The following is a 20261-nucleotide window of genomic DNA, read 5'->3' as shown; positions in this document are numbered from 1 at the left end:
CGTGAAACGGGCCGTCCGTCAGGAGTTTTTTAGCTCGGCCTCCGGCGCGGCTTGGCGCACGAAGTTGTCGGCTACGCCGCGCTGGGCGGCCTCGTTGCCCTCGTCACCCAGGCGCTGATACAGCGCGCGCAACTGGGCTTCGGTGGCAGGTGTCGGCACCGGATCGCCGTCGATCGCGCTCACGTACTTCAGATGCGCAACCTCGGCCAGATAGAGCATGTTCAGCTCGCTTCCACCGGCCGCCTTCGCGAAGTCCAGGTTCGCCAGAGGATTCGGCTTGCGCAGTGTGATCTTTCGTCCCAGCGCGTCGTCCACCACGACTTCGCGCGCGGCGCTCTTGATCAGTTGTTCAGACGGGGTCGGGTTAATGGTCACACTGGTCATCAGGCCACCTTGATGCGGCGCGAGGCCACGAAGTTGATCGACTGCTTGATGGTGGCGTCGCCCGCGCGGTTGCCGGCATCGGCCAGCGTCATGAGAACGCCGTCATAGCGGAATTGGGACACCGCGCCGTTGGCTTCCTGAATCGTCTCGTAGATCTGGGCGGGCGATTCGTTGATGCCGGCGTAGTAGTTCGCCTCAAGCTGGGCGAAGTAGTTGTCGAGCGTCGCGTCCTGACGCTCAATGTCGAATGAACCCGACCAGCCGTCGAAGAAGCGCACGTGATCGGTGATGCCGTCCAGGCGCTTGACGCGCACGTCGGTCACATCCTGCTTGCTCTTGAAGGCGGTGATCTTGTTCGGCTGCAGTGCGCCCGTGGAGGTCTGAATGACCAGCGTATAGTCGCGCCCGACCGAGTAACCTTGAATCGGCATTGCGTTCTCCGGAAAGAGAGCGCCCCGCGCGCGGCGGGGCAATCAGATTGGGTGGGTGCGTTACTGGTTGCTGGTCGAGGTCCGAATCACCGTGGCCTGCGAGCCTTCCACGTTGACCAGGAACTTCTCGATGACCGACAGGTAGATCACCTTCACGTCGGCTTGCATATAGCCAAGCGCCACGCGGTTCGTCGGGTTGTTGTTGGCGTCGATCTGCACCGAAAACGCCGGGCCGCCATTGACCGCGCCGATCATGCCCTGCTGCTCCATCGAGCTCAGGAAGTTCGACAGCGTGGCCGCCGCCTGCGCGCGCACCGTAGCCGACTGCAGCTGACCCACGTACTTGCCCATGCCTGCATTGATGGTGCTGGCGATGTAGTTGGTCATGCGCGTGTAGTTGTCACCCTGCGTGAGCGCGTTCGAGCTGCTGTTGTGGCCGCAGCGGCAGCCGAAGTAGGAGCCGCCCGGCACCGGGTTGGTAATGAGGTCGATTCCTGCTTGGATCAGCGTCTGCAGCTCAGCCGAGCTGTACGTCTGGTTGGCGAACGACTTCTGCGTGCCGACAACACCGTAGATCGGCTTGTTCAGGCTGCTGTTCTGCGGCGACAGGTTGGCCAGCAGGCCGGCGACAAACGCCTGCGGCGAGACCAGCCGCGTCACGCCGTTGACCGTGTCCAGCCAGTACACCCAGTCACCAAACAGCAGCTTGAAGGCGTAGCTGTCGATGCCGGCCGTGCTCTTGGTGCTGACCGCGTTGGTGATCGTGTCGCCGGCCGGCCCCACCCCGATCATGTAGATGCCCTCGGACAGCCCGAAGGACACCTGCGTCGCCCAGGTGGTCGAGTCCGAGCAGTCAGCCAGCATGGCCACCGACACGCCCTGGTTGCGCAGCGCGTACATGCCCTTGCGCGGGATCGTGTCCTGGCCGATCAGCACCGAGCCGGAGATCGTCGTTGCACCGTCCGTTCCGCCGGACAGCGTGAAGCTGGCCGCCGTCGGCGCCGTGGTGCCAGCACCGGCCGCCGCAGTGATGATCTGCGAAGGGCCGCGCTGCACGCTGGTGCCGTTGTTGATGGCGGCGGCGATGGCAGCCCACAGCGGATTGCCCGACAGGCCGGCGCCGATGTTGTCGAACACTTCCGGGTTGAGCGTCGGTGCGGCAACCGTCACCTTCCAGGTGCCAGCGGCGCTGCCATTGGCCAAGGCCACAGTGACGGTGTTGCCCAGCGTGCCGGTGTACTTGGCCGTCAGCGTCAGGCAGTTGGTCTGCACCGCAGCCGTTGCGGCCGTGTCCGTGCCGTCCGTCACGCGCACGCAGCGGAAGTTGTTGGCGCCCTGTTGGACCGCCACAGCCACCGCCGTGCCCATGTCGTACGTGCGATTCTGGATCGCACCAAAGGCCTGGGCGTACATGGCCATGTTGCCGATGATGGTCGGCGAGTTGGTCGGGCCCCAGGTTGCCGTGCCGACGACGCCCAGCACATTGGTGGGCACGCCGTTTAGCAACGCCACCTGCGGCGGAACAATCTGGACGTACAAGTCCGGGACGATGAGGGCAGTCGTATTGATGCTGCCCTGCTGGACGATCGGCATTCGCGCCTCCGAGAAACGAAAAAGCCGCCCGGAGGCGGCACAAAGATGGGGATGCCGCGCGCTGGCGGCGAGGGTTGGCTACTTCTTCGCCTTCGGAGGCGCGTCGTCAGCGACCTGCACGACGTATGCGGACTGCTCACTGGCCAGCACGGCCTGGATGGCGTCCTGCTCAGTGATCTCGTCGCCCTGCTTGTAGGTGCCGAACGGCACGTTCACAACCAGTTTCATGTGTCACTCCACGATGGTCTTGATGGGGAATTGCGCGTCGAGCGACGGGCCGGCGCTGACGTTCTCGACTGTCGCGGTGATCTGCGTGAGCGTCTGGCTCTGGAACGTCGAAAACTCCACCGCATACATCAAGTCGCGGCGGTAGATGCCCTCTTTCTGCTGGCTGTCGTCCTGGCGGCTGCTCTTGTAGCGCAGCGTGGCGCTGCTTTGGTCGGCCAGCGTCAGGTGGATTTGGCCAGAAAGCGCCGAATCGATCGCAGAAGCAATCGGGTCGCGCTGATCAAAGCAGTTGGCCCAGACAGTGACCATAAAGCCCTGCTCCTGCCGGCGCGTCTCGCGCACCGCGACGCCCTGGCCGCCGACGCGCGGCGAGATGTACTTTGCGCCCGGGATCATCACCACCGCGCCGGCCGCCGTCGCCGTCTGGTCAACGTTTACCAGTGCCGCAAGCGCGGTTGCGATGCTGGCCAGCGTGTCGCCAGCCTGCACCGCATAAACGTATGCCTTGTTGTCGACCACCAGCGCTGCGTTCTGCGGCGTGCTGACCGATCCGCCGACCGTCACGGCCTGGCCGGATAGTGTCAGGGTGACGGTATTGACCGGCGCCGTCGGCGTCGACCAGTCCGACATGCTCGAATCGACCACGCGCAGCATGTTCGGCTGCGGGAAGACCGACACGTGAACGTTGCCGGCGGAGAGATACGTGCGCAGCTGACCCGAATCCGGCCATCCGCTATACACCAACACTGGCGCGCCGGTAATCGACGGCTGGCTCGTCCCGTTCGGGTACACGATGCCGGCAATCGTCGTCACCAGCGCCGCGGAGACGTCAGAAATGTCGGCCATTTACGGGTGAACCTCGTTGACGTTGAGTTTCCAGCTCTGGTCGGTTCGCTGAGCGCCCGCCACCTGAAAACGTCGCGCCATGTCGTCGATGAGGATGTCGCCCGAGCCAAACTGGATAGGGACGCTCGCAGGCATCATGACCACAAAGCCGTGCTCATCGGCCGATGTCGGCAGCACATCATGCTTGCGCGTGCGGCCGCCGAACAGGATCGATGCCGGCCAGCCTGCGCCGCCCTTAGTGCCCAGCACATAAGTGTCTTCGGTCGCGCACTTGCCGGAGTAGCCTACGGCCCCAACGCCGCTCGGCGTCGTCGTGCGCGTGACCCACACCTTTGCGTTGCACTCCACCGTGAGGATGGGCAACTCGTCCTGCATCCCAGCGATGAAATGCAGGTTCGTGCCGCGCTGCAGGTAGTCACCGACCTGCGTGAGACGGCCGTCGATCAGGCAGTACCAATACGGCTTATCCGGCAGATTCGGCTTCGTGTACGTCCAGTCCTGGGCGTTGAATGAGGCATTCAGGCTGGCGACCTTGTTGGTCAGCGGGTTGGCGGTGCTGGCCGGGCGGTAGACGTCATAGACGTAGCCGATCCGCTTGGCCGACTTCGCGTAGCCTGCGTAGATCTTCGCTTGCAGCTTGGCTGCGTCCATCGGTTTTCCTCAATCCAGCGTCAGAGCGTCGACGCCGTTGCCGCAGTCGGTCTGAAAGTGGCATGCCACTGATACTGCCTCTATCGCGGAGCAGCCGAGATGCATGGCCGCCTCTGCAAAGTCGCGCCCAGAGCCGAACGCGACCTTTTCGGATTCGATCGGCATGGGGAAAGGACCAGTGCTGTACACCGCTAGGCTGCCGCGACAGACCACGATCAACGAGGCCAGATCCTCGCGGGCCTTAGCCGGAAAATCTCGCGGCACTGCGCCAGCTTTGAACCACTCGCGTATCTCGGCTGCAACATCCCAATCGCCGGTCATTGCGAGCAACTGCTCGCCGTGGCGTTGAATCTTGGTGACGGTACGTGCCAAGCCCACGGAAGTGGCGCGCTTGTCTGCGGCCAGTGTCTTGCCATCCCACACGATCACGGTCATGTCAGGCCCTGCCGATGCTGATACCGCCATCGCCCAACGCTGGGCCAGGCGCAATGCCGATGAAGCCGCACATGCGGCGACGCCACGAGTCGAAAAGCGCGTCCCGATCGCGTTGCTCGCGCGGGTTGTGCTTCCATACAGCCGCAGCATCGGTGTCGAGGTTGTCGCCAGTCGCCGGGATCGCGCTTTCCAGCGCCGCAAGGTTGGTCAGGTAGACGTTGATCAGCGTCGTCTCTTCCTCCGGCCGGAGGTTGGTCAGGCGATGGTTCAGTGTCTGCCACGTGCCAGGCGAGACCCACCCGTAGGCGAAGTCCCGGTTGTCATCGACAACCGAGTCCGCGAGCAGCGGGTAGCCGGCGTAGCGACGCACGTCCGAAAGCTGCTGCGCGGTCAGCATTTATTCGATCTCCCAGCCGCCCGGACGGTAGTTGTCCACCTCGTCGGGGTGCACTTGAGCGCTATGCGGCTCTGGATACTGCTCGGGGTCGCGCACCATCGTGACGAACTCGATTTCGTCCTGACCCTTCGGCGCATCAGCGAGGATCTTGGCCTGCTCTTCTGCCGACAGGGCGTTGAATTGCTCTTCGGTCAAGCCAGCGGCTGCCAGCGCCGCGGCGCGTGCGTCGGCCACCTTGGCCACAGTCTTCTTTGTGGTTCCTGCCATGGGAATCTCCTGTGACGCGGCGCCCGGAGCATCCGCCCTGGGCGCCGCGGCGCGTGCGTCGGCCGATTAGCCGAGCAGCAGCGCGGTGTGTTCCGGCTTGATGTTGGCCCAGCCGTATGCCACCGCCACTTCGTAGCGGACGCGACGGTATTGCTTGTACATCGACACCTCGAACGCGAGGCCGCTTCGTGCGTCCTGAATCATCATGCGGTCATCGGCCATGTCGCCCTCTTCCGGCAGAGCCGGGGCGCGGGTAGCCAGCACGATTGCGGTGCGCGCAAACGCCATGTTGGTAGTGAACGCTGCAGAGACAGTCACGGCGGCTCCGGTATTGAGCGCTTGCATCAGCCCAGGGGCGGCGATGGTGAATGCGCCGCCGCTCAGCGCGCCAGTCACAACGTACTTACGCGGATCGCCATTGAACGACACAACATCGCCGGCAAGCACGGTGCCGGTACCGGTCTGCACCGGGATCGACGTTGCGCCCTTGGCCAGCGCGCCATTGGTGACGTAGCTGGCGCCCGTGCCAGGCGTGTGGATGCCGACGCCCGCCGATTCACGCACCTTGAAGCCTTGCAGCTCAAGCAGCGTGCCTTGGGCGCGCAGCTCGGTCGTGCCGGCTTCGTTTGCCTTCGTCAGCTGGGCCAGCGTGCGCAGGTTCGCGCCAGCAGTCGTGTCGATCACGCATTGCAGGTCCGAGAGCGGCGCACCGTTGTCCGACAGGATCTTGCGAGCCTGAGCGGTGTCACCGAGCGCAGTGGCGAAGGGCGTGGTGCCTGCAGTGCCCGTGGCGCGCGAAGCCGTAGCCGCGAGCGTGGCGACGTTGGCTTCGATTTCGTTCGTCAGGGTACGCATAGCCTGAGCGACCTGATTCACACGGATGTTGGTGTAGCCAGGGCCGCTGTTGACGCCCTTTTGCTCTTCACCGGTCCAGCGGAACGGCACCATGCGCGACTTGGTGATGATGATCGGGGTGTTACCCACGGACTGATCACCGTCATCCGGCGGCAGCTGGCCGGGCGTCACGTCTTCTGCAGCCGAGGCCGGTGCGATCGGCACGCGAACCGCTTGATTGAGCGCGGCACGCTCTGCGGACGCATCGAGCGTCACCGATGGGATGAAACCAACCAGTTCGCGCGAGACGATGTCGAGCGCCTCATACAAATCCGGCACCAGTTGCGTCAGCGTGTTGGAGCCGGCGACGAAGCCGTCACGCATCGGTCGCGCCACCTGGTCGACCAGCGCGTCATAGAGCCATGCGCCGACCTTGGCCATGGTAGCCATCGGGTAGACGGCCGCAACGGCCGCAAATGCCGCGAGCACAAGCACGCGGACCTTGGAAAAGATGCTTTTCATGTGGGCGGGCCCTCAAATGAAAAAGCCACCCGAAGGTGGCTTGAATCTTGATGGAAGGACAGTCAGTCCGTGATGGTTACGTTCGGGTCACGCGCCGTTTTGGATTGCTCCGCAGGCGAGAGACTTGCGAGCTGTGCGCGGGTAATCGTGCGCACACCACTACCGCCACCATTGCCGCCAGAGGCGCCGCCCCCGCTTGCACCTGTGCCCTTCAGGATGGTGTCCCGGTGGGGGTAGTGCTCGATGAGGACTTCCAGCGCTTCGTCGAAGGCTGCCAGTTCGCCAGGATTGGTGCGGCTGAAGATCTTGTTACCGGACTTGTCGTACGCGACGACATTGCCGTTTTCGACCTTGAACGCGTCACCAAAACGGGCCTGCACGAGGTCGGCCGGGATGGTCAACTTTTCCGCGATCATCTTCGAACGCGCGAAACTGCCGCCGACCTTTTCCTGCACCAAAGCCGACTGAAGATCGTCACGCTCCTTCATAACCGGCGCGTACTTCTCTTCCACAGCTTTGATTGCTTCGGCCTTCACCCGCTCGACTTCGCCGGCATCCACCAGCTTCTTGTCGTCCAGGTTCTTGACGATCGTCAGAGCCTTCGCCGCAGCGGCCGCATCGGTCAAACCGGCGTCCTTGAACGGCTTCAGCGCAGCTTCTGCTGCTTCCTTCGCTTCACGGTGCGTCTTGGCCTCGCCGTTCAGCCGGCCGATCGTGGCGACCGTGCCGTCACCGTCGAACGGCGCTTCTTTGCCGTCGGGATGAACGAACACGGGCAGCTTCTGACCGTTGACTTCCTGCAGAACGATGTGACCTTCGGCGTCGTACTTGAATGGCATGGTGGCTTACTCCGGGCATCCGCCCAATGTTCCTGTGCGGCATCCGCCGCGTTTCGTCCTCAGGCATCCGCCGTCTGGACACGAAAAAGGCCGCAGGGGTTAGCTGCGGCCTCGGTTAATCGGTGCGGCACTTGGCCGCTCAGTCGTTGATCTGTGCCGTCCCAGGCTTGGGTCGGTTCTTCTTGATGCGCTCCTGCTCGCCGACCCAGTTCAATTCGGGGCTTACAACGCCACGGCGCTGGGTTTCGCGGAACAGCGTCTCATCCGACAGCGTGCCGTCGACGTTCATGTCCCGCAGCAGTTCTAGCGATGCCTCGGCCAGCGATGCGACGCCGAAGTCCTGGAAGATCTGGATGTGACCACCTTCCTGCTCGCCAACCCACTCGGCGGCAAGCTGCAAAGCGCCATCCAGGCTGTCTTCTAGCCCCTGAACGATCCGCTGCAGCGCGCATGTGCCAGGCTCGTTATCCGCCCGTGTCTGCGTAACGCTGGTGTTGCCGGGCTTGATGACCAGCAGCTCGGCGCCGATCTGGCGCATGCGGTCTTCGAGATCGAGCAACGAGAGTCGCCCTGCTTCGATGGCTGCGCCACCGTGCTCGACGTACTTCAGGTCGCCGTTTTCATCTTCGCACTTGACCGCCGCAGCACCGCCGACGGTGATCTTGTTGTCGCCGAGCATCTTGGCGAACAGGATCGGCACGCGCGCGACATGCAGAATCGTCTGCTGGTCGCTCTTCGACTGCCAGTGCTCGACGTTCATGTAGGCCAGCTCGGCCAGCGGCGGCACGCCAGTCATGAAGCCGGTGCGCTTGCCGTAGAACGGAACGAACGGGATACGCTTCAGGCTGACGGCGCCCTTGTCGTACAGAATCCAGTCCGGCTTGAGCGCATCGACCGACTTCTCCGACTTTCGCCAAACCTCCCACCGGCCCGGATACAGCACGCGGACCTGCTCGATCTCGACCTCGCCGAATTCGCCGTCTTCCTCCACGACGGTTTCCAGCAACCGAAGCTGCGTCAGCGTCTCGACGCCATTGATGCGCTGCGATCGCCAGCCCAAGATGTTGCCGGCAAGAATCTGCACGAAGTAAGGCCGCACGCCCGCCTGTTTCTCATCGGCGAGCGTCTTGTAGAGCCGGCGGCCGCGCTTGTCCGTCGTTCTGGGGAAGTCGACCAGGATGCCGCCAATCCCGCGCGCCAGCGCCTCCATGCACAGGCTGTCGGCGAAGCTGTGCAGGTTGCGGCCCTGGAGATCGATGTCCTCCGACCATTCCTTGATGCGCGCAGGCACGTCATCACCGTAGGTGATCGGCTTGGCGAACGGCTTGCCCGTCAGAACCTCGACCGTACGCGAGAACGCCGGGAACAGGGTCGCCGTGGCTACGCGGTTCTTGTAGGCATCGTCCAGCTCGTTCGGCCACTGCGGCAGATACAGCTTGCCAGCCTTGCGCATGGCCGATGTGCCGCCCATGAGGGCATCGATCAGCGGCCAGTCTTCGGCCATTGCTGACACGGCCTTAGATGGTGTGCGGACGTCGCTCATGCGTGGGTTTTCAGTTATGCGGCCAGCGGCTCGACAGTTGTTTCGGTTTTCTTGGCGCTGCAGCGGTACCGGACTACATCAGATGCGTGGTCTTCGGCCGCAGTGTCAACGTCGTCTTGGTCGCGCTGGTCGCGCGGAAGCACAGGCAGCGTCCGGATGATGTGTGTGCAGGTGTTGAACACGTAGAAGCCAGGCAATTCGTTCCCGCTCGCCTGCTTGAGCAGCTTGCGGATCATTTCCCAGCCGTTCTTCCGGCTGCCTGGCGACTTATCAGCCTTGTTCCACCGGACACGCTCCTTTGCCATGTCATCGGCGATGCAATTGCCGTTCTGCGTGTCGAAGATCGACGTATCGGCCGGGCCGGGCCGCACTTGGTACGGCATCGCCTTCTCGCGCTTGACGATCTCGCGCGCAATGTCGACGGCCAGCATCTTGCAGCCCTCATTTGGCTTGCCGTTCCAGCCGTACCACTCGGCAATCGCGAAGATCGACCCGCGCGGGAAATGCCGCTTGGAGCCATCCGCCAGCGTTGCCGCAGTGCCATCGCTCTCAGCGAACCAAATGACCGAGAAAGGCTTGCTGCTGCCCCAGTCGAATCCGCGGTCAACGCGCCACGACGACGGGATAGCGAATGGCGCCAAAACGTGTACCGGGCGGCTCCACAGGTCGTCGAACATGCCGCCTGCAACGATGTCCCAGTCACCATCCCTCATCGCGCGGACAAGCTCTGGACTGCCCAAGCCCTCCAGAGTGCTGGAATAGTCCGGGTCAGACTCGGCCATCGACGGGTTGTCGGCCAGCTTGGCCGGGATGTACTGCCGGCGCTTGCCGCCCTCTTTCGGCGGCATTTGGGTTATCGCCTTCGGCGGCGCAATGTCGATGAACGCCGCTTTTACCCAGTTGTGCCCGACGCCCCCAGGGTTAGAGCCGCAAATGATGCGCGGGAACAGGCCGCGATAGCGCTCTGGCACCTTCAAGCCACCCAGGCGGCAGCGGCCGCGCAGGTAGCGGTAAATCTTCTCGGTGAAGTGCGTCAGCTCATCGATCAGAAGCACATGGATCTGCGCGCCCTGATACTTGATGACGTCCTTCTCGTACTGGCAGTGGCAAAGGTGGATCTTCGAGCCGTTCCAGAACTCGATGAAGTTCTTCGACCAGTTGATCTTGGCGTGGCCGCCTTCGATCCACTCTGAAAGCAGCGCCGGAAAGCCAGAATGGCCCTCCATGTGGTTCTTATGCAGGTCGTCCGACAGGCGCCGGAAGATGTAGACCTGCAGGCCGGGTATGTCGACGCACCAGGCGATCGATGCGACCCGCATCAGGTGCGACTTACCGCCGCCGGCAGCACCGCCATACAGCAGCTCGGTCGCTTCAGTTAGAAACGCCTCCGTCTGGCGCTCGTGTAGGCAAAGTTCCATTGAGCACCAACCTCAGTTCCGGCGTCTTCACCTCGCCCGAATGCTCCAATCGATGCTTGTTCGTGAAAGTGCCGCCAGCCTCTTTCGCCGCCTGCTCAAGCAGTTGGCTGACCATCGCGACGTTGCCCTGCTTCTCAGCCTTCACCAGAAGGCGGTTCAGCACCCGCAGGCGGTAGGCCTGATTTGCGATCGGGATCGACCCGGTTTCGGCAAGGAACTGCTTTCGGGTCTCTTCGAAGAGTTCGCGCCATTTCTTGCTTAGGGCGGCGCCGATCTTCTTGCTGGGGTCGTACGCCTCGCATTGCTGGCGACTGACCGTCAATCCGAATTGCTCTTTGACGGCGTCGGATACCTGATGGGGTGTGTCAAAGCAGGCCAACGCCTGCACGATGAACGCTTTCACGTCATCAGTGAGCGTTGCCATAATGTGAAATCTCGTCTAAGTCGCGTCTAAGCTATGCGGCTCTAGCCAATCATGTCCCACACGCACGTGCGACATCGATGCGCGCCACCTCCGGAGTGCAGTTCGCCGCAGACACCAGCTTGGCCAGCATCCCGTTGGAATCGCCTATGCCGTACCTACGCACCACGCCAACGAACTCCTCGACGTCATGTCCGCGCAGGAACAGCTTCGGTAATCCATCCTTGGTGAAGGCCGGGGCGCCGAAGGCATCCGTCTCTTGGCCGATGTGGTAAAGCTCGTGCTCCACCAGCGCGCAGAACTCAGCGTCTGAGCAATTAGCGCAGTACTCGGCATCCAGCGTGATGAGCCAGGCTGGCACGCGGCCGAACCACTCTGCGAGCTGCTGCTCCTGCCGCCCGCGTTGCCAGCGCCCTACCCGGAACACAACCTCCTCGGTCTGCCCAAGCACGTGGCGGCCCTGCTTTACGTACCGCTCGGCCGCCCAGAGAAATGCGATGTCAGCATCCAACAGATGGGCGTGCTCATCGTTATGGAGCGGCCCTTCCTCGATGATCTGCGACCTCACCCAGTCGGCCATGTCCTTGGCCGGCTCGTAGTGGTGGGTCCAGTTCTCGGGATCAAGCAGGAACTCAGGCGGCCGCGGGCGAGCTAGCACGTCAACTGCGCTGGTCAGGCGTTTGGCCACCGCTCCGCCTTGGGGTGCCGTTCGGACTGGTGTGTGTGCATGTTGGTCTCGACAAAAACAACGCGCCCGCCGGCCGAAGCCAAGCGGGCGCTAAGGTCGCCTTTCGAGCGACGGAGGAGACAGCGATGAAGTCGTGAAACTGGTTGCGGAGGGTGGATTTGAACCACCGACCTTCGGGTTATGAGCCCGCCGCTCGTTCCGCTGAGCTACCCCGCATTGATCTGTGCGCGGGCTCTGCACCCACCTGCCGGCTTGCGTACCGGGGCTTTCCTCTGGCGGGCAGCGTAGGAATCGAACCCAACTCGGCGCGGATTTGGAGACCGGCCTGCTCCCTGAGCTACCACCCTCACGGCTACGCTCGCATCCTCATTCGGCCTTCCGGAGATAGCCCGGGGCTTACTGCGAGAGCGCCACACGCGGCCTTCGGGGCATCGTCCCATCGGCGAGCGTATGCGTGAAGGTGCCGGTTGCGCCCGGCGTTCCCTGCTACAGGAACCGCTTCGCCACCCTTTCGAGCGCGTGCAAGTTGAGGGGCCGGTGCTGAATTCCTCCGGCATATCCGTCTGGGCCACGGACGCCTCCTGATTAACGGCTTCCAGCGCGCATCAGCCTGCGCATTCCCTCACCCAAACCGCCAGCCCGTTCGCCTGTCGGGGCAAATCCCTGTTGGCGCGCTTAGCCCGTGTGGGCAGCCTGCGGTTTGGGTGAAGCGGCTGGATTCAGCCGTACAGGGCGCAAAGCCACACGCCCCACCAGATGTACATCGAGATCGGGGCGAACATCAGTCTGCGTCCTTGGTGAACAGCGATTCGGCCCGGATGCGCGCCAGCGACATACGTGCGAGCTTGCGGGCCTGCTCGCGCTTCTCGGCCGCCGCTTCCTCTTCCTGCTTCCGCTCCAATACCAGCATGGGGTCGCGGTAGCAGTGCGACGGGAGAGCGGTGGAGGTTTCCATGGGCCGGAAAGCAAAAAGCCCGCTCATTGGCGGGCTTGGGTGCTGCGCTTCGTCTGAGGACAAGCATCCCTCCGAATGGATGCTGTCGCGGTCAGAGCCGGAAACGCCGCAAGGGCTTCAGTAATCTACGCGCAGGATAGTACAGGCGAGATCAGTTTACAAGGGGTTTTGATCTTGGCCTAGTAGCTTAGCGATGCGCCTCCCCTAGTACGCCACCTATGGCGCGTCTTTCCAGAAAAATCCCTCGGAGCCGTCATGGCACCGCGCCCAATACCGTAGTTGCAACCGCATGGGCTGCCATTCCGACGGCTGATGCCATCGCCATTCACCTGTCGGACTCATCTCTGCGATCTCGCTCATTCCTCCTCCTAGCCAGCCGATCCCGGCAGCGAGTCCTCCCCATCTGCCCTTGCGATCAATCTGCGCAATCGTCGCCCCAACTTGTTCGCTTGCCAGCAGCAGCAATGTTCCTGTTGGCCCTCAACTACACACGCATGACATGGTTTGATGCCCTTCAACTGCGCGACAATATCTTCGATGTCAGCGCCAACCTCGGCGTTGATGCGCTCAATGACATGGGCAATGCGCTCATCGAAACCTGCCGACGCATTCAGTGCAAGCTGCTTCGCATCGCCCAACTCCATGATGATATAGCGCTTTTCGCTCATCACTCCTCCTATCCTGCCGATTGCTGCTACGCGTTAATGTCCGGCACGTCGTCGCCGAACTTACTGGCAACGTGGGCGCGCATGGCGGCAACCAATGGTGAGGCACTCTCAAAAGATGGGCCTTCCGAATTGGTGAATGCCTCCCACCTGTCCTGAGTCCTATCCGGTGAATCCGCTGGAAGAAACAGCAGGCTAATAAGACCCCGCTCAATGAGCGGGCCGCCGTCGCCCCAGTTGCTACTTGGCGCGAAGTCCGCCAGATCGCCATCGACGAACACATACAGATGGGGATGCAGACCCTTCTCGAACGCGCTATCGATTTCTAGGCCCTCAGCTTTCGCCACCCAGTAGTCAAGAAGCGCGCCCTCCAGTTCCGCCACCTTCATACCGTTTCCCCTTGCGTCATCCGGCGCACCGTTTCCGCCATTGTCACACGCGCCACCTCCCCGTCAATCACGTGCGCCGCGATCGAATGCGCCTTCGCCAGCCGCACCTTCCAGTGCTTTAGGGTGTGGTGCGACGCGCCGTACTTGCGCACGAGGATGCGGCAGACGATCTCTGGCGGGAACTGGTGGACGTAGTAGTACTGGAGCAGGCGCTTCGAGATGGGATCGGCGATGCGCTGCCAGGCGCGCTCAACCAGCCAGCCGTCTTGCACGTCGCGCGGGATGGGTGGCTCGGCCACGGTGCCCTTCTCGGCGTCGCGCAGGGCCGTGGCCAGCTTTGCCCACGAGGCGCAGCACTGCGGTTGCGAGCGCGGGTCACGGACCACTGCTGCCCAATTTTCGAGGCGCTTCTCAATTCCCATTCCCCGCTTCCTCAGCTGTTCAGTTCTTCAATCGTCCAGGCCAGCAGATCGACCTCGTCTGCCTTCACCTGCTTGAGCGCCATGCGGTTGCCATGGATTCCGGTCTTGCCGCGGTGATGCTCCGGGCAGAGAGGTACAGCCAGCCAGTTCTCCGCGCGCTGCGCCATCCCCTGCCCTTCACGCACATGGTGGATTTCGGCCGGCGTCTCGCCGTACCCCAGTCGCCGGCACAAGATGCATCCCAGCGCGGCTACGCGGCCTAGGTAGTCCTTTTCGGCCCGGGTCAATTTCGCCCCCTATCCCGCAGAGCGATCTCCAAAGGATGCTTCGCAAGCGCCTCCAGCAACGTTGAATTGTTGATGCCCAAGTGCTTGGCCCATTGCGCAACGTTCATGCGCTTGCCGTCAAACTCAATCCAGCGGACGCTTTTGCGGTTTTCGTTCTGTTGTTGGCGTGTCGCCCAGCGGCAGTTTCCGGGCTCATAGCCGCGTGACCCGTCAAGCCGATCAATCGACATGCCTGCAGGCGGCTCTCCCATATCTGCAAGGAAGTTCTCGAAACTCTTCCATCGATCACAAACCTTCACTCCTCTCCCGCCGTATTGCTCGTAGCCCGAGGCCGATTTGATTTCGCAGCGAGCGATCATTCCAGACCAAATCTTGTACGCGCGGGTAGGCTTTCGGCTCGCGCACGCTCCGTGCCTGGTCATCTTCTTCGCAACAAGTTCGCGACGCAGGCAACCGCAACTCTTGGTCTTTCCGCTTTTCAGTGAAGGATGGCCAACCAGTTTCTCTGTGCCGCACGTGCATACACAAAGCCAAGAGCGGTGCGCTTTGTCGGACGACATCTCGCGAAGAACAGTCAGGCGTCCGAACGTCTGTCCCGAAAGGTTTTCACGCCATGCCCTGGTCATAGGAACCCCATCACCTTGTTCACAACCTCATCTAGCTGCGCACGGTTCGCGTAGTTGCTCAGCACGTGCTCAAGGAGAACATCAGCTACAGCCGAATACAGTTCCTCGAACTCAGGCTGTTCCATGTTCGCGAAGCTGATCGATCGGGCTTTCAGTTTCATGGCACCGTCGATGCGGAAGGTCTGTTCGTAGTAACCGGCCAGAATCGTCACATCCTCGCGAAACTGCTCAAAGTTCTTAGCGACGGGCAGACCTTTGTGCGTCTTGTGCTTTCGACCGGGATCCCAAGCCTCATAGCCCACATTGAGCAGCGCGAAGAACTTGCGATGGAATTTGGAGTTCCGCTTTTGTACGGTCTTGATCTCCACCATCTCGCCGGGCTCCAGGTTGAACAGGCCGTTCACGAACCGGCGCCATTGCTTCTTGCCCTTTTCGCCCAGGCCGTCGATGGCGCCGAACAGCACGCGGCGGGCGGCGGCGCGATCCACCTCGGGGATTGCTACGGGCGCCTGCTTCACGAGGGTGATTTCGCTCATCGTCCAGCCTCCTGAAAAACGGTCTTGATCGCGGCTGCCACTGTGCGGCGGTTGGCCGAATCGGCCAGTTCCGCGCCCAGCGCGAGTGCCGCACCGATGGCGCGGTACTCATCGCCCGAACAGCCCCACTTGCCGGCGGCGTTGCCGCGCTTGAACACGCCGCGAATGGCCTCTAGGCCCTCGGCAGCGATGCGCTTTTCGTGATCGGTCAATTCGCGCGACAGGACGGCGGCGAGGTTCACGGCAGCGGCCAGCGTGTGGGCGCCACGCTCAGTTCCGGTGCCTTCCTTGAAGCCCTCCAGCGTGCCCAGCGGCGTGAGCTGCAGGTCGGTCTTCATTTCCTGCGACAGGCCGAACACCAGCGGCAAGCCGCAGGCGCGCGGGCGGTAGCTTGAACGCTTGCGCATCACGCCCTCGCCAGCCGAACGCGATTCCACCGACAGTTAGGCGCCCGGTGCCCGAAGCCTCCGCAGTAGCAACAGAAGCCGTTCCAGTCGTCTGCTCGCGTACCCTTTTCTGCGTCCATCACACGATCCCCTGTTTCCGAAGCCACTCGACCCGCGCATCGGCCACCTGCTCAATCGCCGCCACGAACTTCTTGCACGGCTTCTTGCGCAGCGCGTCGTAGCGCACCGACTTGATTTCCTCTTCCGCGCACTTGCCGCGCCCCATCAGCGCAGCGCCGCGGTCCTCCTGCAGCGAGAACTTTGTGCAGTCCACGCAGCGAACGTCGCTCATGCAGCCCTCCCGATTGCCTGTTGCAGCATGCGCAGCGCCATGCCGCTCTTAACCTGATCCGTGGTGAAGCGCAGGACGCGCCAGCCGAGCACGGCGGCAGTGGAGTACTTGATGCAGTCGGCCTCAAAACCGGAGCCGCGCGAATGCCTGCCATTGACCCAGTGACCGCCCTCCACCTCGACTGCCAACATCTCGTCGACAAAGGCCACGTCAAAACGCCATTTGCGCTCAGGGGCGAACTTGTATTCGCGGCACCAGCCGGATATAGCCTTCTCGGAAAGTTGCTGGCAGAGCATTTCTTCTCCCGGCGAGCGGGGCTTACCCTCAGACCAACTTTTCCCGATCGCGATGTATCGAACCAAGGTGTCTGAAATGCCGTACGTTCTCGCAATCGCCTTTTTTGCGATGCCCTGCTTTACCAACGAGCGGATCTCCGCAACCTGGCTTTCTGTCAGCTTGGCTCTGCCGTTGCTCTCACCATTGGCGGCACGACCCTTGCGCTTCTTGTCGACCATGTTGTCCGCGAGGCTGCCGGCCTGAAGATGGTCGGGCCTTACGCATAGCGGGTTGTCACAGACATGCATCACACACATCCCCGCAGCCAAAGGACCATGGGCTGCGACGTACGAAGCGACGTGCGCGCCAACGTTCTTGCCGTCGACTCGGCATGCGCCGTAACCATTTCCGGTGCGACCGCCAGTCCATTCCCAGCAGTACAAGCTGCGCTTAATCCGCGCACCGAATTTGCGCAGAAACTCGTTATCGGTCACATCATCCTCAATGCCAGCAGCCCGAAGGTGCAGCGCGAAGGTTTCTTCGCCCAGGCTCACATGTCACCCCGCAAGCTGTGCCGGGATGCGTGCCGCGGTTCCGGCGGCGTGTATCCGCGCTGCAAGTCGTGAAACAGCGTGAACTCGCCCTGATAAGCCAGCGGCACCATGCCGGTTTCGCCCTGGCGCTGCTTACCGATGAGCACCTCGCAAATGCCTTTGGCCTGGCTGTCCGGGTGATACACCTCGTCCCGGTACAGGAACATGATCGTGTCCGCGTCCTGCTCGATTTCGCCAGAGTCGCGCAGGTCGGCCATGCTCGGGCGCTTGTCGGCGCGGTTCTCCAGCCCGCGATTGAGCTGCGCGAGTGCAATGATCGGAATGTCAAGTTCCTTGGCTAGCGCCTTCAGGCCGCGCGAGTAACTGCCAACCTCTTGGTTGCGGTTTTCGCTCGGGCCGCCGGTCATCAGGCCCAGGTAATCGATCACGAGTAGATTCAGACCATGCTTGCGCTTGATGATGCGTGCCTTGCTGCGGACTTCAAGCAGCGTGAGAGCGGGCTGATCGTCCAGGTACAGGTTGAGATCGGAGATCTTTGCCGTGGCCGCGGTAAGCGAATTCCAGTCCTCGTTAGTCATCAGCTCCGGCACCCGCAGGCGGCGAAGCTGAACCTTGCCAAGCATGGCGATGTTCCGCTGGTGAAGCTGCGCCTTCGGCATTTCCATCGACAGCACCAGCGCGGAATAATCGCGTGCCACGTTGTTGCAGATGTTCAGCGCGAAGGCGGTCTTGCCCATCGCAGGGCGGCCGGCAACGATCACCAGTTCGCCGCCGCGCATGCCGCCGCCCAGTTTGTCGTCCAGATCCCGGAAGCCGGTTGGGATTGCCTTAACCTTTCCCTCTGCCTCGGCCTGCAACTGGTCAAAGTAGTTACCAAGGTCATCACTCGCCTTGACGGGCTCGCTCTTGACACGTTCTCGCGCCAATGCCTCCAGCTTCGATTGAACGCGATCAACCACAATCCGTGCCTCGTCCGCGCCAACAATCATTTCTGGCACATCCGCTGCCAGCAACAAAAGCTGTCGTTTGACGGCCTTGTCACGAACCACGGCGGCATAGCGGCGGATGTTGGCCGCGCTGGGCGTGTTCTGCACCAACGCGTTCAGGTACGACAAGCCGCCAACTTGCTCGGCTGCGCCCTTCGCTGCAAAGCGTTCGTAGACCGTCACCACGTCCGCAGGTTGCCCTGCGGTGATGAGTTCACAGATCGCGCCAAAAATCTCGGCATGGTCTGCACGGTAAAAGTGCTCGCGGGCCAGTCCATCAATGCGGTCAACGGCATCGTTGTCGAGCATCAAGCCGCCGAGCACCGACTGTTCAGCCTCAATGCTTTGGGGCGTTACAAAATCATCGCGCGCGGTCATGCAGCCTTCCGGTTGTGAAATTGCTTTGCTTGCTGCCCGACGCTTGTCAGCTCGAACACCCCATCGGGCTTGCAGACCCACAGCCGGTAGTAGCCCTTGGTCACGTAGTTCGTGAAATGTCGTTGCCAGTCGGCCTGCAAGCGCGCTGCATTTGCGCCGCCGTCCAGGTGCTCATGGCAGAACACATCCCATGCCAGTTCGAGAAAATCGGCCGGCAGGCCAACACCTTCCACGTACTCCATGAGCGGCGCATACGTCGTCACTGGCTTCACCCCGTTTGCCCTGCAGGCAGCGAGGAAGGTCTTCAGTGCGGTGCGCGGCTTACGTTCCCGCTTGGGTTTTTTCTCGGCTTTTGTCTCAGCCCCCTCGTCGCCGGTAGGCGATGGGGGTTGGGGATTGTTTACTTCTTCTTTATTCTTCTCTTCTTTAGGTAACGGCGAAGTAACGCTGCCAGCGTTACCGGCATCGTTACCTTTTGAGTTAGCCTTGTGCTTTGCGACGCGCTTTGCCGTCAAAGCACGGCTCTTTGCGGTCTCGCCGTTGTGCCGATCGAAGTTCGGAAGCGAAATTCCCTCGTCGGAAATGATCAGCCAGCCCACTTTGGCCATCGCATTTGCGAATCCGGTAACACCTGCGATGCGATCCAGTAACGCTGCACTAACGCCAGGAGCGTTACCTTCAAGAGTGTGCTGATCGAACCAACGCCAGACACGCAGCAACTTGCCGACGGTCAAATCCGGATCGTCCCAACCCATCGCAACGGTCAAAGCCAGCACCTCCGGCTTTTCCGGCGTATCGACCTCGAACTTGATCCAGTTGCCAGCCATTACTGCGAGCCTCCTGGAGCAGGAATGATCTTGTCGAGTTCACGCTTGGCTTCAGCGCAAAGCTGCACGCGCACCTCGATCGATTGGGCAACCGTCATGCGATGCAGTAGCTCATCCAGCAGTTGCCGGCGCCTGTCGACTACGGGCTGAGATTGGGCGCTCATTGGAACAGGCTCCCCTGCTTTGCCGGCACCTTGACGGCTTGCACAGTGCGGCCAGTCACTGCGCACTTACGCTCACCAGCCAGCACCAGGCGCCCCGCGGCGATGAGTTCGTTGCGCCGGCCCGAGACGCTGGATTTCTCCATATTCAAGAGAAACGCGATCTCGGCGATGGTGGCCGTTTCGACGGCTTCGACACATTCGACAATGCGGTCGCACTGCAGCTTTGCAGTGGTGCGCGTAGGCGCGCTGTAATACGCGTCGATCGACGACGCGGCAACGTTGGTGCGCATGTCCCGCCCTCTCTCAATGGCGATCTGCTTGCTCGGACTGGATCAGCAGATGCCCTACCCTCGAAAACGCCTCTAGCAGCTTTGGATCGGCGTTCGCCTGTTCCTCCACGTCGGCCAGGATTGCAGCCCGGTCTTCGCCGTGTCTCTCTGTGGCGCGCTTCATCGCCTCGCGGGCGACGCGCAACGCCTCTTGTTCGTTCATGCGTTCCTCGATGCGATGACTTCTTCCATGAGCGTCAATTGAGCGAGCCGGGACAGGTACTGGCTGATTGCCCGGTTGCCGAGCACCCGCTCCACAGCGTGGATGTGCTCAGCGGGCAGCGACCGACGGCCGTTGCCCTTCGTATCACTGGCGGATGCATGGAAGTAGTCGCTGACGTGCGGCGCGTACAGGCCGCAAAGCTCGGCCAGCGTGCGCTTCTGCAGATGCGGGTTGGCCCGGTTTTCCCAGGCAACCACGCACGCCGCGCGGAAGCTGTCGCAAGCCGCGATGATGTGCGGCGGGAGAAAACGTGCCGCCGCTGGGTTCGAATGGATCGCCGCGCTCGGAACCCCAAGCTGGGCGCGGGTTTCAAGGCTCTCGGTCGTTTGCATTTTTTTGTTGTGATAGTGAAAAATCATCGAATTACCGGTTGGATTACCGGTTGGCCTTGAGGCCGAATAAAGGGCAT

31 protein-coding genes and 1 tRNA gene are annotated in these 20261 nt (G+C 62.1%); all 32 read right to left on the bottom strand.

Features of this window, described 5'->3' with window-relative positions; translation table 11 throughout:
- Window positions 1-18: 18 nt before the first annotated feature.
- Window positions 19-384: a hypothetical protein gene (locus V6657_RS06320; RefSeq protein ID WP_048932681.1), complete on the bottom strand. Its 366-nt coding sequence runs from the start codon at window positions 382-384 to the stop codon at window positions 19-21.
- Window positions 384-815 (bottom strand): hypothetical protein, encoded by a 432-nt coding sequence (locus V6657_RS06315; RefSeq protein ID WP_048932682.1) that lies wholly within the window; start codon window positions 813-815, stop codon window positions 384-386. The genes V6657_RS06320 and V6657_RS06315 overlap by 1 nt, the downstream gene beginning before the upstream one ends.
- A gap of 60 nt (window positions 816-875) precedes the next feature.
- Complete coding sequence (locus V6657_RS06310) at window positions 876-2408, bottom strand: tail protein (protein WP_048932683.1); 1533 nt, start codon at window positions 2406-2408, stop codon at window positions 876-878.
- Window positions 2409-2486: 78 nt separating this feature from the next.
- Window positions 2487-2636: a hypothetical protein gene (locus V6657_RS06305; protein ID WP_182570810.1), complete on the bottom strand. Its 150-nt coding sequence runs from the start codon at window positions 2634-2636 to the stop codon at window positions 2487-2489.
- A 3-nt stretch (window positions 2637-2639) separates the two neighbouring features.
- Window positions 2640-3482, bottom strand: coding sequence for a hypothetical protein (locus tag V6657_RS06300; RefSeq protein ID WP_048932684.1), 843 nt, complete (start codon window positions 3480-3482; stop codon window positions 2640-2642).
- Window positions 3483-4133 carry a hypothetical protein gene (locus V6657_RS06295; protein ID WP_048932685.1) on the bottom strand — a complete coding sequence of 217 codons (651 nt, stop codon included), beginning with the start codon at window positions 4131-4133 and terminating at the stop codon, window positions 3483-3485.
- A 9-nt stretch (window positions 4134-4142) separates the two neighbouring features.
- Window positions 4143-4568, bottom strand: a complete 426-nt coding sequence (locus V6657_RS06290; RefSeq protein WP_048932686.1) for a hypothetical protein — start codon at window positions 4566-4568, stop codon at window positions 4143-4145.
- Between the two features lies 1 nt (window position 4569).
- Entirely contained in the window at window positions 4570-4965 is a 396-nt protein-coding gene (locus V6657_RS06285) for a hypothetical protein (RefSeq protein ID WP_053166325.1), read from the bottom strand.
- Window positions 4966-5232, bottom strand: coding sequence for a hypothetical protein (locus tag V6657_RS06280; RefSeq protein WP_048932687.1), 267 nt, complete (start codon window positions 5230-5232; stop codon window positions 4966-4968).
- Window positions 5233-5298: 66 nt separating this feature from the next.
- Entirely contained in the window at window positions 5299-6588 is a 1290-nt protein-coding gene (locus V6657_RS06275; protein WP_048932688.1) for a P22 coat - protein 5 family protein, read from the bottom strand.
- 62 nt (window positions 6589-6650) lie between these two features.
- A complete protein-coding gene (locus V6657_RS06270) occupies window positions 6651-7427 on the bottom strand; it encodes a DUF6651 domain-containing protein (RefSeq protein WP_048932689.1) in 777 nt (258 codons plus the stop codon).
- A gap of 139 nt (window positions 7428-7566) precedes the next feature.
- Window positions 7567-8970 (bottom strand): DUF4055 domain-containing protein, encoded by a 1404-nt coding sequence (locus V6657_RS06265; RefSeq protein ID WP_048932690.1) that lies wholly within the window; start codon window positions 8968-8970, stop codon window positions 7567-7569.
- 14 nt (window positions 8971-8984) lie between these two features.
- On the bottom strand, window positions 8985-10388 hold the full coding sequence (locus V6657_RS06260) for a terminase family protein (protein ID WP_048932691.1): 1404 nt from the start codon (window positions 10386-10388) through the stop codon (window positions 8985-8987).
- Window positions 10342-10812, bottom strand: a complete 471-nt coding sequence (locus V6657_RS06255) for a DUF2280 domain-containing protein (protein ID WP_008783755.1) — start codon at window positions 10810-10812, stop codon at window positions 10342-10344. Before V6657_RS06255 ends, V6657_RS06260 begins: the two co-directional genes overlap by 47 nt.
- A gap of 49 nt (window positions 10813-10861) precedes the next feature.
- Window positions 10862-11497, bottom strand: a complete 636-nt coding sequence (locus tag V6657_RS06250) for a putative metallopeptidase (protein WP_048932692.1) — start codon at window positions 11495-11497, stop codon at window positions 10862-10864.
- Window positions 11498-11637: 140 nt separating this feature from the next.
- Window positions 11638-11713 (bottom strand) — tRNA-Met (locus tag V6657_RS06245).
- A gap of 565 nt (window positions 11714-12278) precedes the next feature.
- Window positions 12279-12452 carry a hypothetical protein gene (locus V6657_RS06240; RefSeq protein ID WP_171017934.1) on the bottom strand — a complete coding sequence of 58 codons (174 nt, stop codon included), beginning with the start codon at window positions 12450-12452 and terminating at the stop codon, window positions 12279-12281.
- A gap of 368 nt (window positions 12453-12820) precedes the next feature.
- Entirely contained in the window at window positions 12821-13120 is a 300-nt protein-coding gene (locus tag V6657_RS06235) for a hypothetical protein (protein ID WP_048932693.1), read from the bottom strand.
- A gap of 26 nt (window positions 13121-13146) precedes the next feature.
- Window positions 13147-13506: a phage protein NinX family protein gene (locus V6657_RS06230; protein ID WP_048932694.1), complete on the bottom strand. Its 360-nt coding sequence runs from the start codon at window positions 13504-13506 to the stop codon at window positions 13147-13149.
- Window positions 13503-13928 (bottom strand): hypothetical protein, encoded by a 426-nt coding sequence (locus tag V6657_RS06225; RefSeq protein WP_048932695.1) that lies wholly within the window; start codon window positions 13926-13928, stop codon window positions 13503-13505. Before V6657_RS06225 ends, V6657_RS06230 begins: the two co-directional genes overlap by 4 nt.
- A gap of 11 nt (window positions 13929-13939) precedes the next feature.
- Window positions 13940-14215 (bottom strand): Ref family recombination enhancement nuclease, encoded by a 276-nt coding sequence (locus tag V6657_RS06220; RefSeq protein ID WP_048932696.1) that lies wholly within the window; start codon window positions 14213-14215, stop codon window positions 13940-13942.
- A complete protein-coding gene (locus tag V6657_RS06215) occupies window positions 14212-14574 on the bottom strand; it encodes a hypothetical protein (protein WP_137884590.1) in 363 nt (120 codons plus the stop codon). The genes V6657_RS06220 and V6657_RS06215 overlap by 4 nt, the downstream gene beginning before the upstream one ends.
- Before the next feature lie 263 nt (window positions 14575-14837).
- The gene (locus V6657_RS06210) at window positions 14838-15377 is read right to left on the bottom strand and encodes a DUF1367 family protein (protein ID WP_053166329.1); all 540 of its coding nucleotides are present in this window, start codon (window positions 15375-15377) and stop codon (window positions 14838-14840) included.
- Window positions 15374-15784: a hypothetical protein gene (locus V6657_RS06205; RefSeq protein ID WP_137884589.1), complete on the bottom strand. Its 411-nt coding sequence runs from the start codon at window positions 15782-15784 to the stop codon at window positions 15374-15376. The genes V6657_RS06210 and V6657_RS06205 overlap by 4 nt, the downstream gene beginning before the upstream one ends.
- 118 nt (window positions 15785-15902) lie before the next feature.
- Window positions 15903-16115, bottom strand: coding sequence for a hypothetical protein (locus tag V6657_RS06200; protein ID WP_048932698.1), 213 nt, complete (start codon window positions 16113-16115; stop codon window positions 15903-15905).
- Complete coding sequence (locus V6657_RS06195; RefSeq protein ID WP_082170127.1) at window positions 16112-16945, bottom strand: HNH endonuclease; 834 nt, start codon at window positions 16943-16945, stop codon at window positions 16112-16114. Before V6657_RS06195 ends, V6657_RS06200 begins: the two co-directional genes overlap by 4 nt.
- A complete protein-coding gene (gene dnaB, locus V6657_RS06190) occupies window positions 16942-18309 on the bottom strand; it encodes a replicative DNA helicase (RefSeq protein ID WP_048932699.1) in 1368 nt (455 codons plus the stop codon). The genes V6657_RS06195 and dnaB overlap by 4 nt, the downstream gene beginning before the upstream one ends.
- A complete protein-coding gene (locus V6657_RS06185; protein WP_338755006.1) occupies window positions 18306-19136 on the bottom strand; it encodes a hypothetical protein in 831 nt (276 codons plus the stop codon). The genes dnaB and V6657_RS06185 overlap by 4 nt, the downstream gene beginning before the upstream one ends.
- Window positions 19136-19300 carry a hypothetical protein gene (locus tag V6657_RS06180; RefSeq protein ID WP_160315277.1) on the bottom strand — a complete coding sequence of 55 codons (165 nt, stop codon included), beginning with the start codon at window positions 19298-19300 and terminating at the stop codon, window positions 19136-19138. The genes V6657_RS06185 and V6657_RS06180 overlap by 1 nt, the downstream gene beginning before the upstream one ends.
- A complete protein-coding gene (locus V6657_RS06175) occupies window positions 19297-19590 on the bottom strand; it encodes a hypothetical protein (RefSeq protein WP_048932700.1) in 294 nt (97 codons plus the stop codon). Before V6657_RS06175 ends, V6657_RS06180 begins: the two co-directional genes overlap by 4 nt.
- A 13-nt stretch (window positions 19591-19603) precedes the next feature.
- Window positions 19604-19792, bottom strand: coding sequence for a hypothetical protein (locus tag V6657_RS06170; protein WP_048932701.1), 189 nt, complete (start codon window positions 19790-19792; stop codon window positions 19604-19606).
- Window positions 19789-20211: an XRE family transcriptional regulator gene (locus V6657_RS06165; RefSeq protein ID WP_338755005.1), complete on the bottom strand. Its 423-nt coding sequence runs from the start codon at window positions 20209-20211 to the stop codon at window positions 19789-19791. Before V6657_RS06165 ends, V6657_RS06170 begins: the two co-directional genes overlap by 4 nt.
- Window positions 20212-20261 lie beyond the last annotated feature (50 nt).

It is taken from the genome of Ralstonia sp. RRA, from assembly GCF_037023145.1.
Lineage (GTDB): Bacteria > Pseudomonadota > Gammaproteobacteria > Burkholderiales > Burkholderiaceae > Ralstonia.
The sequence above is the reverse complement of the archived record's forward strand: the minus strand, read 5'-3'. Positions and strand labels throughout refer to the sequence as shown.